The sequence below is a fragment of the Terrabacter lapilli genome (assembly GCF_039531305.1).
GTDB classification, from domain to species: domain Bacteria; phylum Actinomycetota; class Actinomycetes; order Actinomycetales; family Dermatophilaceae; genus Terrabacter; species Terrabacter lapilli.
In genome coordinates this window covers 1-13,760 of record NZ_BAAAPU010000006.1, presented here as the reverse complement: position 1 = coordinate 13,760, position 13,760 = coordinate 1, and the positions used below count along the sequence as shown (strand labels likewise).

Genomic DNA, 13,760 nt, shown 5'->3' with positions numbered 1-13,760 from the left:
GGCATACGTCCTCCGGGGCGGTCCGACGCTCTTCGGCGACGTCAGGGCGCCATCGCGTCGGACCCGTCGACCGGCAGACGCACCCGGAAGCGCGTGTCGCCGGGCCGGCACTCGACCTCGATGGAGCCGCCGTGCCGGTCGACGACGATGCGCTGGGCGATGTCGAGGCCCAGACCGGTGCCGTGCCCGACACCCTTGGTCGTGAAGAACGCCTCGAAGGCACGCTGCTGCACCTCGGCGCTCATGCCGGCACCGGTGTCACGGATCTCGACGACGGCGGCGTCCCCGTCCGCACGGGTGGTGACGGTCAGGGTCCCCACGCCGTCCATCGCGTCCACGGCGTTGTCGACGAGGTTGGTCCACACCTGGTTGAGCTCGCCCGGCATCCCGTCCACGAGCGGCACGTCGCTGCCCCACTCGCGCACCACCGTGACGCCGGGGCGCAACCGCGGACCCATGACGAGCAGCGTGCTCTCGAGCCCCTCGCGCAGGTCCACCCGCTGGTGCGAGGCCCGGTCCATCTGCGAGTACGACTTGATCCCGGCGACGAGCTCGAAGACGCGGCGCGTCGACTCGCGCACCTCGGCGAGGAGCGACGACACGTCGACGGTGCGCGCGACCCAGCCGAGCGAGGGTGAGAGCGCCTCACCGGGCGTCGCCACGGACACCTTCCGCAGCCACTCGACGTCGACCCCCGCCGAGACCAGCGAGGCGGCGAGCTCCCACGGGCGCTCGACACCGGCCCGGTCGAGCCAGTCACCGAGCTCCTCCTCGCGGTCGGCCGTCTCCAGCGGGTCCGGGAGGGCTGTCGGGGGGCCGAGCTCGCGACGCAGCGCGTCGAGGTCGGCGAACTGCGCCGCGCTCAGCCCGCTCGACGCCATCTGCCGCAAGGTCTCGAGGAGGCCCTCGCAGGCCCGCTCGAGCTCGTCCGCGGAACGCGCGGCCGCGCCGGCCGGGTTGTTGATCTCGTGGGCGAGGCCGGCCGCGAGGGTACCGAGCGTCACGAGCCCGCTGCGCTGGCGAGCCGTCGCCTCGATGGACCGGGCGGTGCCGTAGAGACCCGCGACGAGGTGCGCGGCGAACGGGAACCACCGGTCGGCCAGCTCGTGGAGCCGCTCGGCCGGCAGGCGCAACACACGGCCGGCCGCGACACCGCGCGCCGTGGCCAGGTAGACGCCGTGCTCGTCCCAGGCCCGGAACCCGCCTGCCCAGCGACCGGGCACGTCCATCCGCCCGACGCGGACGTCCTCGCGTCCGATGCGCCGGGACAGCTCGAGCGACCCGTCGACGACGACCCACCAGTGGTCGGCGCGGTCGCCCTCGAGCCAGAGCACCTCGCCCGGCACGATCGACACCTCGTCTCCCCCGTCGAGCAGCTCCTGCAGCTGGTCGTCGCGCAGCCCGTCGAAGAGCGGCACCGCGCGGAGGTCCGGCAGCTCCAGCATCACGCGTTCCCGTCTGTGAGGTCGCTCAGATCGTGGCGAGGTAGCGGTGGACGAAGTAGACCGACATCGAGCCCTCCCCGACCGCCGACGCGACCCGCTTCATCGAGTCCGAACGCACGTCGCCGGCGGCGAAGACGCCGGGCAGGCTGGTCTCCAGCGCGAAGGGCGGCCGCGGCAGCGGCCAGTCCTTGCCCCGTCGTCCGCCGAGCAGGTCGTGACCGGTCACGACGAAGCCGTGCTCGTCGCGCACCACGTCGGCCCCGAGCCAGTCGGTACGCGGTGAGGCGCCGATGTAGACGAACAGCCAGTCCGCCTTCACCTCGGTCGTGGCGCCGGTGTGGCGGTCGACCAGCGTCAGGTGCTCCAGGTGGCCGTCGCCCCGAGCACCCACGACCTCGGTGCTGCAGAGCACCCGGATGCGCGCATCGGCCCGGATCCGCTCGACGAGGTACTGCGACATGCTCGTGGCCAGCGACTCGCCGCGCACGACCAGCGTCACGTGGCCGGCGAACCGCGCGAGGTTCAGCACCGCCTGGCCCGCCGAGTTGGCCGCGCCGACGACGTAGACGTCGTCGCCGGCGCAGGCTGCGGCCTGGCCCGCGTTGGAGCCGTAGTGCACGCCGCGGCCCGACAGCTCGTCGAGGCCCGGCGCCGCCAGCCGCCGGTAGGAGACGCCTGTCGCCAGCACCACGCTCCTCGCCTCGATGTCGTCCGCGCCGTCCAGGCGTACGGCACGGACGGGGCCACGGGCCTCGAGTGCCACGACGTCACGTGCGAGGACCATCTCGGCCCCGAAGCGGCGGGCCTGCGCGATGGCCCGCTGCGCGAGGTCCGCCCCGGACAGACCGCGCGGGAAGCCGAGGTAGTTCTCGATCGCCGCGCTCTGTCCCGCCTGACCGCCTGGGGCGTCGTGCTCGACGACGACCGTGCTCAGGCCTTCCGAGGCGGCGTACACGGCGGCCGCGAGTCCGGCGGGTCCGCCCCCGACGATGCAGACGTCGTAGAGGTCGCGTTCGGCCCGCGTGCGCAGGCCGAGGGCGGACGCGACGGCGACCGTGGTGGGCGCGCGCAGGGTCTCGCCGTCGGGGACGAGCACGAGAGGCAGGTCTGCCGCGTCGGCACCGGCGAGGTCGCGCAGGCGAGCGCCCTCCTCGTCGCGCTCGATGTCGAGCCAGACGTAGGGCACGTGGTTGTTCGCGAGGAACGTCTTGACGAGGTGGCTGGCCTCGGACCACCGGTGTCCGACGACCCGCACGTCGTTCGTCTGCTCGGGGTGGGCGTTGTGCCAGTCGGAGAGCAGGTCGTCGACGACGGGGTAGAGCCGCTCCTCAGGCGGGTCCCACGGCTTGAGCAGGTAGTGGTCGAGCCCGATGTCGTTGATCGCGGAGATCGCGACCTCGGTGTCGGCGTAGGCCGTGAGCAGCAGCAGCTTGGCGTCCGGCACGTCGGCGCGCACCCGCGCCAGGAGCTCGGTCCCCGTCATGCCCGGCATCCGCTGGTCGGCCGCGACGAGCGCGAGCGGCTGGCCACGCAGCAGGAGCCGGGCCATCAGCTCGAGGGACTCGGCCCCCGAGGAGGCACGCAGGATCCGGTGCTCCGCGCCGTAGCGGGCTCGCAGGTCCCTCGCGATCGCGGCCGAGACGGGAGCGTCGTCGTCCACGGTGATGATCGCCGGTCGGGCCACGGCCCCAGCGTAGGAGCGCAGCGGGTGGGTCCGCGGTGAGATCCCCGGATCGCACAGGTCGGCCGGCGCGCAAAGGCTCCGTCACGGACACTCGCCGGCGGCGGTGCCCGGCACCCAGCCCAGGGCGGCAGACGGAGGAGCGGGCGCTACTGGGCCTCTTCCAGGTCGGCGCTCGGGCCCGTCTCCAGCTCGGCGATGAGCGACTCGAGCTCGGACCGGAGGAAGTCGAGGTCGTCGGGGACGTTGGTCAGCAGGATGTGGCGTCGGGGGTTGTGGGCGACGCACAGGCCCACCCCGAGCCGGGACCGGCCGTGGCGATCGCGCCAGGCGCGCTCCAGATCGGGACCGCCGGTCCAGTCGACGGGCGCACGCAGCCAGCCCTTGACGTCCACGAGATCGCCGTCCGGGCCGTGACGGCGGTTCTTCGGGGGATCGAATCCCTCGAGGGTGATTCGCTCTTCCATACCTCTGACGGTACGGCTCCCGCCGCCTGCCCACCAGAGGCCGCGGCACATGTTGCGCCTTCGTGAGAGAACAGACAGGCGCGCCGCCGGCCCCGGCGCGGTCGCGGCCCGCGCCCGGTCACCCACCCGGCGCGGTCACCGAGCCACCGAGTGCGAGGATGTCCGGCGTGAGCTCGCCCGTCGCCGTTCGCCCGTCCCATCTCGTACGCGTGCCCGTCACCACCGTCTGGTCCGGGCCCGAGAGCGCTCGCCCCGTCGACGAGCCGATCGTGCGGGAGGTCCCGGACGCGACCGCCTGGCTCGCCGCCCTCGACGCCTGCTCGACCGACGACGAGTCGGGTGACGGGCGCCTTGGTCTGCACGGGCGCGTGGAGACGCAGCTGCTGGAGGGCGAGCCGGTCGTCGTCGTCGGCACGGATGCGTCGGGCGACTGGGCGCACGTCCTGGCCCCGTGGCAGCTCTCCCCCAAGGACGAGCGCGGCTATCCCGGTTGGGTCCCTGCAGCGCACCTGACCCCGGCCCCCGAGGGCACACCGGCCGGCCAGCCCCCGGCCCGGCTGGAGGCTGCCGCGAGCACCGACGAGGATGCCACCCACCCGGCCGTGGCGGAGGCGCGTCGGCACATCGGCCTGCCCTACCTGTGGTCGGGCACCACGCCGCTCGGCTTCGACTGCTCGGGCCTCGTGCTGCACGCCTGGCGCCGGCTGGGGGTCGTCGTCGCCCGTGACGCGTACGCCCAGGCGGAGCTGGCAGCGCCCGTCGACCTCGACGCCGTGCAGCCCGGTGACCTCTACTTCTTCGCCCGCCCCGGGCGACGGATCCACCACGTCGGCATCGTCGTGCGGCCGGGACGGATGGTCCACGCCTCCGAGACCGGCGGTGTCCTCGTCGAGGAGGACCTTCCCGCCGACCGCGTGGCCACGCTGGTCGCGGCCGGGCGCCTGCCGCTGCCGTGAGCGTCGACCAGCGCACCGCACCCCTGCTCGTCCTGGGCGGAGTGGTCTCCGTCCAGTTCGGCGGGGCCCTGGCCGCCACGCTGGTCCCGCGCATCGGGGCGCCGGGATCGGTCCTGCTCCGACTGCTCTTCGCGATGGTCATCCTCTGCGTCGTCGCCAGGCCGTCGCTTCGCGGACACCGGCGTGAGGACTGGGGCACGGTCGCGCTCTTCGGCCTCGCCCTCGCCGCGATGAACACCTCGTTCTACGCCTCCCTCGCGCACCTGCCCATCGGGGTCGCCGTGACCATCGAGTTCCTCGGACCGCTGGGGCTGGCCGCGGCCTGGAGCCGGCGTCCCCGGGACATGGTCGCCGTGGCCGCAGCAGGGGTGGGCGTCGTCCTGGTCTCCGGGGTGCTGCACACCTCATGGGCGCAGCTCGACCTCGTCGGGGTCGGGTTCGCGGCCCTGGCGGGAGTGATGTGGGCGGCGTACATCGTGCTGAGCCAGCGCACCGGCAGGGCCTTCAGTGGGCTGGACGGGCTGGCCCTCGCCCTCGTCGTCGCCACCGTCGTCGTCGCTCCCCTGGGGCTCGGCTCCGTCGACCGGTGGACCGCCCACGACGTCGCGCTCGGCCTGGGCATCGCCGTGCTCTCCTCGGTCCTGCCGTACTCCCTGGAGCTGATGGCGCTGCGCCACCTGGCGCAGCGGGTCTTCGGCATCCTGCTCAGCCTCGAGCCCGTCGTCGCCGCCCTCGCCGGGCTCATCGTCCTGGGTCAGGTGCTCGCCGCCGGCCAGGTGGCGGGGATGGGGCTCGTGGTCCTGGCCAGCGCCATCGTGCTGGGCGCGCAGACGAGGCCGGAGACGCCGGAGGCCGCAGTGGGGCCGGGGTGAGGGGGCACCGGGCGGCGGATCGGCCCCGCTTGACCTCAGGTGCGCTCGAGGTCCTAGGTTCGGCGCATGGCTTCGAGCACCGTGCGACCTGATGCCCCGGGGGCCGTGCCCGACGAGGGCGGCGGTGTCCTCTCACCGGCCCTGCGCGCGACGACCATCGGCGTCATCGCCCTCGTGTCGCTCCACGCGTTCGAGGCCCTCGCCCTGACGACCGTGATGCCGACCATCGCCCGCGAGCTCCACGGCGAGTCGCTCTACGCCATGGCGTTCACGGCGACCCTCGCGTCGGGAACGGTGAGCATCGTCTGGTCGGGCAACCTCGCCGACCGGCGCGGCCCGCGTCCACCCCTTCTCCTCGGGCTGTGCCTCTTCGCCGCCGGCCTGGTCGTCGCCGGTCTCGCGCCGTCGATGGGCCTGCTCGTCCTCGCCCGCGTCGTCCAGGGGCTCGGCGCCGGGATGACGAGCACGGCTCTCTACGTGCTGGTGACGCGCGTCTACCCGCAGCGGCTGCACACCGCGATCCTCGCCGGGTTCTCGGCGGCCTGGGTCGTGCCGTCGATCGCCGGGCCCTTCGTGGCGGGCCTCATCACCCAGACCCTCGGCTGGCGGTGGGTCTTCGGGCTGGCCCTCGTGGTGCTCGTCGTCGCGGCGATCCTGCTGGGGCGCATCGTCGCCGGCCTGCGGCAGGACCTGGTCGACGTGCCGTGGCGCACCCGCTCCATCGCCGCCTCGGTCGGCCTCGCCGCGGCCGTGCTCGGGCTCAACGCCGCCGCCGACCGGCTGGACCCGGTGGGCATCGCCGTGGCCGTCCTCGCGCTCGTCGTCGTCGCCCTCACGCTGCTGCCGTTGACGCCACGGGGAACGCTGCGCGCCGCCCGGGGGCTGCCGACGGACGTCGCCCTGCGTGCCCTCGCCTTCGCCGCCTTCAGCGGGGCCGAGGTCTACCTGCCTCGCCTGCTGACCGACCGCGACGGGCTGAGCCCGGCGCTCGCCGGTGTGGCCCTGACCATCACCGGCGTCACGTGGTTCGTCGGCTCATGGGTGCAGGGCCGGTGGGACCACCGCTTCGAGGTCGGGCGCACGGCGGCCGTGTCGCTCGGCGCGATCACCCTGAGCCTGGCCGGCCTCGCCGGCGCAGTGGCAGCGGGCGCCCCGACGTGGGTCGTCATCGCGCTCTTCCCGCTCGTGGGCCTCGGCATCGGCACGCTCTACCCGCGGGTGACCGCCCAGGCCCTGGCCCGCGCCGGCGAGACCGAGCAGGGTTTCGTCAGCTCGGCGCTGCAGATCGGTGACTCAGCCGGCGCCGCGACGGCGATCGCCGTGTCCGCGATCCTCTTCGCGGCCGCGGGCTCCGCGGCACCCACCGCGTATGCCGTCGTCTTCGCCGTCATGGCCGTCCCCGGCCTCGTCGGCTGGCTCGTGGCCCACCGCGTCCGCTAGGCAGGACGGTCGCAGCGGAACGGTTGTGGCGGGATGGTCGCGGCGGGACGGTTGCGGCGGGACGGGACGGCGTGGCACGAGACGGCGCGGGATCTGCGATCAGGCTCGTGGAGTCCGGTGCGTCACGATGGGGACATGACGGTCAGGTCGCTGAGCCCGGAGCAGAGCGCGGTCCTGCGTGCCGCACCGCTGACGTATCCGCGCGGCGCGATGGAGGGCTCAGCGAGGGACGGCACTCCGCCGCCGGCAGGCTACCGGCACTTCGAGGAGAGCGTCCGCCTGCGCCGGCGCGACTTCGGCGGTGCGGCTCGCGACCTGCTCGGCTGGCGGGTGCACGACCGCGCCGGCCTCCGGGTCCACGCCTCCGGCACGGCCGGACACTTCGACACGGTCGTGGAGCTGCACCTCGGCGTGGGTCCGCTGGGGGTCCGCATCCCCTGCCGCGTCGTCGACGTCATCGACGAACCGGACCGGACCGGCTTCGCCTACGGCACCCTTCCGGGACACCCCGAGTCCGGTGAGGAGCGGTTCGTCCTCGACCGGGAGCCGGACGGCAGCATCGTCTTCACCATCAGCGCCTTCTCGAGGCACGCGACGCTGCTGGCCCGCCTCGGGGGTCCGGTGAGCCGGGTCGTGCAGGACGGGATGACCCGGCGCTACCTCCGCGCCCTGGACCGGCTCTGAGGCCGGTCCGCGCGTAGGGTCCGGTGTGTGGAGCAGCTGTCGTTCGCGCACGAGCCGGCCGTCCGGCTCCTCTGCCGACAGGTCGGTGAGTTCGTCGATGCGGCGAGGTCGTCGGACGACCTCGAGCTGCTCGGCCCCTCGAGATGCCACGGGTGGAGCCGGCTCGACGTCGTCGTGCACGTGCGGACGGGGCTGCAGGAGATGGCGCTCGGGACGCTGGCCCACACCGGCGAGCAGCCCGACCACGACGCTGCCTCCTACTGGGCGGACCACCCTGACGACCGGGACGACGACCCGGTGCCCCACATCCTGTGGCTGCGCCGTACGGCCGGCGCCTACAGCCGTCCGGCGGCCGCCGTCGCCCACCTGCAGGACGCGGCCGAGGCCGCCGTCCGTGCCGTCCGGGCCATGCCGGAGCGGACCGTCCAGTTCCAGGGAAAGCACTTGCGCAGCGGTGACTTCCTGGCCACCTGGGTGGTCGAGCTGGCCGTGCACCAGCTCGACCTCGACCTCGGGGAGCAGGGCTCCAGCGGGCTGGAGTGGTCACGCCTGACCTTGGAGGCGGTCGCGGAAGCTCGGCTGCCTGCCGGCCTCGACGACCGCACGGCGGTCCTCGTCGGCATCGGCCGCGAGCCCTGCCCGCCCGCCTGCGGGCTCCCACCGCAGTTCCCCGTCTCGCTGTGAGACCGGAACCCGACGCAACGCTCGTGTCAGACCAAATCCCGAGATCAGGCGCCCGGTTCGGGACCTAGGTCCCTGTCCCGGCGACGTCCTTGCGCCGTAGCGTCGCAGACACGAGCCCGCGCCCCCGCTCAGACACCGCCCCGACGGGATGGTTGACGTGGACGATCGCTCCCGTGCAGGGGTGCGCCGGCTGTGACAGTCAAGGCACATTGGAGTACGCATGTCGCATGCACCGAACCTGGTCGCGCCCAGCGAGGACACGGCTCAGCAGCTGGCCTCGATGAGCATCCGAGAGCTCATCGGCGCCCTGAGCGCGATCGAGGACCGGCTACGCCATCTTCCGCTGCTGGTGCCGTTCGGTGGACGACTCGTCACCAACCCCGAGCGACGACTTCTGCTGCGTCGCCAGCGCCTGGTGATCGCGAGCCTGCGTCGCCGCCGCGCCACGCTGCGCACCTCAGTCCTCAGCCACTAGACCGGTCGGGCTCCGGCCGCGCGCACGCGCGGCCGCCGTCAGCGCCTGGTCGTGCGGGCGTTCACGGTGACTCGTGGCCGCCCTGCGAGCTCCCGACCACGGTCCGCTCCAGTCGTGCGTCGCGGCGCGACTTGAGCAGGCTGGCGATCGTGGTGATGCCCAGGATCACCACGATGGCGCCGAGCGACACCGAGATCGGGATGTCGGGCACGCCCTCGATGGGCTGCCCGCCGTTGACGAACGGCAGGTTGTTCTCGTGCAGGGCGTGCATGACGAGCTTGACGCCGATGAACGCGAGCAGGACGGCGAGCCCGATGCTGAGGTAGACCAGCTTCTTGAGCAGCCCGCCGATCAGGAAGTAGAGCTGCCGCAGGCCCATGAGGGCGAAGATGTTGGCGGTGAGGACGAGGAACGGCTCGTGGGTGAGGCCATAGATCGCCGGGATCGAGTCGAGGGCGAAGAGCAGGTCGGTCGTGCCGAGCGCGATGATGACGATGAGCATCGGCGTGATGAGCCGCTTGCCGCCCTCGATGACCGTGAGCCGGGTTCCGTTCCACTCCTTCGTCGCGGGGAAGCGCTTCTCGATCCAGAGCAGCAGACGGTTCTCGTGGTACTCGTCGTCGTCGCTCTCCCCCTCCGTCGCCAACTTGACGGCCGTGTAGACGAGGAACGCGCCGAAGAGGTAGAACACCCACGAGTACGCGTTGATCACCACGGCGCCCAAGGCGATGAAGATGCCGCGCAGGACGATCGCGATGACGATGCCGACCATGAGCGCCGACTGCTGCAGCTTCTGGGGCACCTTGAAGCTGGCCATGATGAGCAGGAAGACGAAGAGGTTGTCGACCGACAGGGAGTACTCGGTCAGCCACCCGGCGTAGAACTCGCCGGCGTACTGCCCGCCCCACTCGAACCACACGAACAGCCCGAAGAGGACGGCGGCCGTCACGTAGAACGCGAGGTAGCGGCCGGCCTCGGCCATCGAGGGCACGTGGGGTCGCCGTGAGATCACGAGGACGTCGACGAGCAGGAACACGGCCATGAGGCCGATGGTGAGGAACCAACCCCACGCGGGAACGTTCATGGGCACAACCTTCCGGTCACCAGATCAGTAACCGGAGGTCTCTCCCGCCCGACGAGGACCGTCGGACCGACGGGACCGGGAGCGGCGGTGAGACCTGCTCCGTGATGACGAGCCCGTCGTGTCGGGGATACTCCCCTCCGTGAACGCCTGAGTCTTTCACCCTGGCACGCTGCGCTCAAATCGGCCCAGCCGGTGGGCGTCGGCTCCGCGGAAGGCCGGAGACGACGATCTCGTAGGACGTCTCGAGCGCCTCGCGCAGCTCGTCCTCCTCGATCGCCCCCGTCGTGCGCAGCGTGTTCCAGCCGTGCCGACCGATGTAGGGCATGACGGCGGCGTCCTGCGGGAAGCGGGCCAGCCACTCGTCGGCCTCGGTGCGGCTGCGCGCGCATTTGACCCCGATGGACTCGGCGCCGAGGAACACGAAGATCTTGTCGCCGACCTTGGCGACCGTGTCACCGTCCCAGGGTGAGTCCTCCCACGCCCCCGGGAGGTCCAGGGCAGCCGCTCGCAACCGCGCCGCCACCGACCCTCCCCGGCCCGTCACCGTTCAGCCCCTCACCTGGTCGCCGCGCTCATCTGGCGCAGCTCCTTCTTGAGCTCGCCGATCTCGTCGCGCAGGCGCGCCGCCAGCTCGAAGTGCAGGTCGGCGGCCGCCTGGTGCATCTGCGTCGTGAGCTCCTGGATGAGGGCCGCCAGGTCGGCAGCCGCCATGTCGGCCGGACGGTTGGAGGTGCCACCGGCGGAGACCCCGACGTCGGCCGCCATTGCGCCACGACCGGCGCCGCTCCTGCCGCGGGTCTGCATGCGCCCGGAGCCGAGCAGCTCCTGGGTGTCAGCGTCCTCGCGCTCGAGCAGGTCGGTGATGTCGGCGATCTTCTTGCGCAGCGGCATGGGGTCGATGCCGTGCTCGAGGTTGTAGGCGATCTGCTTCTCTCGGCGCCGGTTGGTCTCCTCGAGCGCCTGCTCCATGGACGGCGTCATCTTGTCGGCGTACATGTGCACCTGGCCCGAGACGTTTCGGGCGGCTCGACCGATCGTCTGGATCAGCGAGCGTGCCGAGCGCAGGAAGCCCTCCTTGTCGGCGTCGAGGATCGAGACGAGCGAGACCTCGGGCAGGTCGAGGCCCTCGCGCAGCAGGTTGATGCCGACGAGGACGTCGAACACGCCCGTGCGCAGCTCGCGCAGCAGCTCGACCCGGCGCAGGGTGTCGATGTCGCTGTGGAGGTAGCGGACCCGGATGCCCTTGTCGAGCAGGTAGTCGGTGAGGTCCTCGGCCATCTTCTTCGTCAGCGTCGTGACCAGGACGCGCTCGTTGCGCTTCGTCCGCTCCTGGATCTCGTGCATGAGGTCGTCGATCTGGCCCTTCGTCGGCTTGAGGACGACCTCGGGGTCGACGAGGCCGGTGGGACGGATGATCTGCTCGACGGGCGGGCCGGACTTGGCCAGCTCGTACTCCCCCGGCGTGGCGGAGAGATAGATCGTCTGCCCGATCCGCTCGAGGAACTCCTCCCACTTCAGCGGACGGTTGTCCATCGCGCTCGGCAGGCGGAACCCGTGCTCGACGAGCATCCGCTTGCGCGACATGTCGCCTTCGTACATCGCGCCGATCTGCGGCACCGTCTGGTGCGACTCGTCGAGGACGAGGAGGAAGTCCTCGGGGAAGTAGTCGAGCAGGCAGTTGGGTGCCGAACCGGCGGTGCGCCCGTCGATGTGGCGGCTGTAGTTCTCGATGCCGTTGCAGAAGCCGACCTGGCGCATCATCTCGATGTCGTAGGTGGTGCGCATGCGCAGGCGCTGTGCCTCGAGCAGCTTGCCCTGCTTCTCGAAGAGCGCGAGCTGGTCCTCGAGCTCGAGCTCGATGCCGCGGATCGCGCGCTCCATGCGCTCCGGCCCGGCGACGTAGTGGGAGGCCGGGAAGACGTACATCTCCTGCTCCTCGTTGACGACCTCGCCGGTGATCGGGTGCAGGGTGTAGATGCGCTCGATCTCGTCGCCGAAGAACTCGATGCGGATGGCGAGCTCCTCGTAGACGGGGATGATCTCCACGGTGTCGCCACGGACGCGGAAGGTGCCACGGGTGAAGGCCAGGTCGTTGCGGGTGTACTGCATCTCGACGAAGCGGCGCAGCAGCGTGTCGCGCTCGATCTCCTGGCCGACCTTGAGGCGGGCCATGCGGTCGACGTACTCCTGCGGGGTGCCGAGGCCGTAGATGCACGACACCGACGCGACGACGATGACGTCGCGGCGGGTCAGCAGCGAGTTGGTCGCCGAGTGCCGCAGCCGCTCGACCTCGTCGTTGACCGAGCTGTCCTTCTCGATGTAGGTGTCGGTCTGCGGGATGTACGCCTCGGGCTGGTAGTAGTCGTAGTAGCTGACGAAGTACTCGACGGCGTTGTTGGGCAGCAGCTCACGGAACTCGTTGGCCAGCTGCGCGGCCAGCGTCTTGTTGGGCGCCATGACGAGCGTGGGCCGCTGGACCTGCTCGATGAGCCAGGCGGTCGTGGCGGACTTGCCGGTGCCGGTGGCGCCCAGCAGGACGGTGTCGGTGTCGCCCGCCTTGACCCGCCGCGCGAGCTCGGCGATCGCCGCCGGCTGGTCGCCGCTCGGCGTGTACTCGGAGATCACCTCGAAGGGTGCCACCGTGCGCTGGAGGTCGGTCGTCGGACGCATGGATCAACCGTACGTCCCGGCACCGACAGTGCCCATCCGGCCGCCCACCCGACCGCCCGTCCCGCCGCCGCTCACGGCACCCGGTGCGTCCACTCGGGGGTGGCGAACTTCTCCGCGACGAGCACCTTCGCCGCGTCGAGCTCCTCGGCCGTGTAGTCCGAGACCGTCGCGCGGTAGCGCCGGGCGAAGGACTGCGCGAAGGACTCCAGGATCGCGTCGCGGGTCATGCCCGTCTGCGACCGCATCGGGTCGACACGCTTGTTGGCCGACGTCGTCCCCTTGTCGCTCATCTTCTCCCGACCGATGCGCAGCACCTCGAGCATCTTGTCGGCATCGATGTCGTAGGCCATCGTCACGTGGTGCAGCACCGCCCCGGAGGCGAAGCGCTTCTGTGCCGCGCCGCCGATCTTGCCGCGGTCGCTGGCGATGTCGTTGAAGGGCACGAAGTGGGCGTTGACGCCGATCTCCGCGAGCGCCTCGATGACCCACTCGTCGAGGAACGAGTAGGACCTCTCGAAGCTCAGGCCCTCGACCAGGGAGGTCGGCACGACGAGTGAGTAGGTGATGGTGTTGCCGGGCTCCATGAACATGGCGCCACCGCCGGAGACGCGGCGCACCACGTCGATGCCGTGGCGGCTCGCCCCCTCCGGGTCGATCTCGTTGCGGACCGACTGGAAGGAGCCGATGACGACGAGCGGGCTGTCCCAGTCCCAGAAGCGCAGCGTCGGCGGCCGCTGACCCGAGGCGACGGCCTTGGCGATGACCTCGTCGAGGGCCACGTGCAGCGCCGGGTCGAGCACCGTGGCCGGGATGACCTCGAAGTCGTGGTCGTCCCACCCGGTCGCCTTGCCGAGGGCACGCCGGATCGCGATCCCGATCGACTCGGCGCTGAAGCCGATGAGGGCCACGTCGTCGCCGAGCGCCCCGGTCACGGCGCCGGCGAGCTGCTCGACGCCCGCGTCGACCGGCATGCCGGTGAGGGCGGCGTTGATGTCGCCGAGCGCCTCGTCCGGCTCGAGGAAGAAGTCGCCCGACACGCTGACGCTCGCCAGCCGGCCGTCCACCTCCTCGAGGTCGACCGCCACGAGCTTGCCACCGGGGACCTTGTACTCACCACGCATGTCACGCACAACACCGCAGACCGCCCGCGTATGCCGGGCTCGCCAGCCACCGCGGACGTAGGCCGTGCGCCTCCTCCCGAGGCCTCCTGCCGGTCTCCGAGGCCGGCTCCTAGCTGTACCCGGCCACCACGTTGGTAGCGGCGTGCCTGGTTGAACGAACGAGAACCTCCGAATGGGATGT

General features: G+C 71.7%; 13 protein-coding genes. 6 read left to right on the top strand and 7 right to left on the bottom strand.

Features of this window, described 5'->3' with window-relative positions; translation table 11 throughout:
• Positions 1–41: 41 nt before the first annotated feature.
• From ABD241_RS07450 to ABD241_RS07440, 3 genes are all read right to left on the bottom strand, one after another.
• A complete protein-coding gene (locus ABD241_RS07450) occupies positions 42–1,445 on the bottom strand; it encodes a sensor histidine kinase (RefSeq protein ID WP_344060055.1) in 1,404 nt (467 codons plus the stop codon).
• Positions 1,446–1,470: 25 nt separating this feature from the next.
• Positions 1,471–3,129, bottom strand: a complete 1,659-nt coding sequence (locus tag ABD241_RS07445; protein WP_344060053.1) for an NAD(P)/FAD-dependent oxidoreductase — start codon at positions 3,127–3,129, stop codon at positions 1,471–1,473.
• Positions 3,130–3,275: 146 nt separating this feature from the next.
• Positions 3,276–3,593 carry a hypothetical protein gene (locus ABD241_RS07440; RefSeq protein WP_344060051.1) on the bottom strand — a complete coding sequence of 106 codons (318 nt, stop codon included), beginning with the start codon at positions 3,591–3,593 and terminating at the stop codon, positions 3,276–3,278.
• Positions 3,594–3,760: 167 nt separating this feature from the next.
• Between ABD241_RS07440 and ABD241_RS07435 the strand changes: the two genes are divergently transcribed.
• The 6 genes from ABD241_RS07435 to ABD241_RS07410 all read left to right on the top strand — a co-directional run bounded on the left by ABD241_RS07435 (position 3,761) and on the right by ABD241_RS07410 (position 8,704).
• Positions 3,761–4,549, top strand: coding sequence for a C40 family peptidase (locus ABD241_RS07435; protein WP_344060049.1), 789 nt, complete (start codon positions 3,761–3,763; stop codon positions 4,547–4,549).
• Positions 4,546–5,421: an EamA family transporter gene (locus ABD241_RS07430; protein WP_344060047.1), complete on the top strand. Its 876-nt coding sequence runs from the start codon at positions 4,546–4,548 to the stop codon at positions 5,419–5,421. The genes ABD241_RS07435 and ABD241_RS07430 overlap by 4 nt, the downstream gene beginning before the upstream one ends.
• Before the next feature lie 66 nt (positions 5,422–5,487).
• A complete protein-coding gene (locus ABD241_RS07425; RefSeq protein WP_344060045.1) occupies positions 5,488–6,861 on the top strand; it encodes an MFS transporter in 1,374 nt (457 codons plus the stop codon).
• A gap of 135 nt (positions 6,862–6,996) precedes the next feature.
• Positions 6,997–7,545 (top strand): DUF1990 domain-containing protein, encoded by a 549-nt coding sequence (locus tag ABD241_RS07420; protein ID WP_344060043.1) that lies wholly within the window; start codon positions 6,997–6,999, stop codon positions 7,543–7,545.
• A 27-nt stretch (positions 7,546–7,572) separates the two neighbouring features.
• Complete coding sequence (locus ABD241_RS07415; protein ID WP_344060041.1) at positions 7,573–8,229, top strand: maleylpyruvate isomerase N-terminal domain-containing protein; 657 nt, start codon at positions 7,573–7,575, stop codon at positions 8,227–8,229.
• A gap of 220 nt (positions 8,230–8,449) precedes the next feature.
• Entirely contained in the window at positions 8,450–8,704 is a 255-nt protein-coding gene (locus ABD241_RS07410) for a hypothetical protein (RefSeq protein WP_344060039.1), read from the top strand.
• Between the two features lie 61 nt (positions 8,705–8,765).
• Here the strand turns inward: ABD241_RS07410 and ABD241_RS07405 are convergent, their stop codons facing one another.
• The 4 genes from ABD241_RS07405 to lplAB all read right to left on the bottom strand — a co-directional run bounded on the left by ABD241_RS07405 (position 8,766) and on the right by lplAB (position 13,579).
• Positions 8,766–9,788, bottom strand: a complete 1,023-nt coding sequence (locus ABD241_RS07405; protein WP_344060037.1) for a TerC family protein — start codon at positions 9,786–9,788, stop codon at positions 8,766–8,768.
• A 175-nt stretch (positions 9,789–9,963) separates the two neighbouring features.
• The gene (locus ABD241_RS07400) at positions 9,964–10,311 is read right to left on the bottom strand and encodes an MmcQ/YjbR family DNA-binding protein (protein ID WP_344060035.1); all 348 of its coding nucleotides are present in this window, start codon (positions 10,309–10,311) and stop codon (positions 9,964–9,966) included.
• Positions 10,312–10,343: 32 nt separating this feature from the next.
• Positions 10,344–12,458 (bottom strand): excinuclease ABC subunit UvrB, encoded by a 2,115-nt coding sequence (gene uvrB / locus ABD241_RS07395; protein WP_344060033.1) that lies wholly within the window; start codon positions 12,456–12,458, stop codon positions 10,344–10,346.
• Positions 12,459–12,529: 71 nt separating this feature from the next.
• Entirely contained in the window at positions 12,530–13,579 is a 1,050-nt protein-coding gene (gene lplAB / locus ABD241_RS07390) for a lipoate-protein ligase LplAB (RefSeq protein ID WP_344060031.1), read from the bottom strand.
• Positions 13,580–13,760 lie beyond the last annotated feature (181 nt).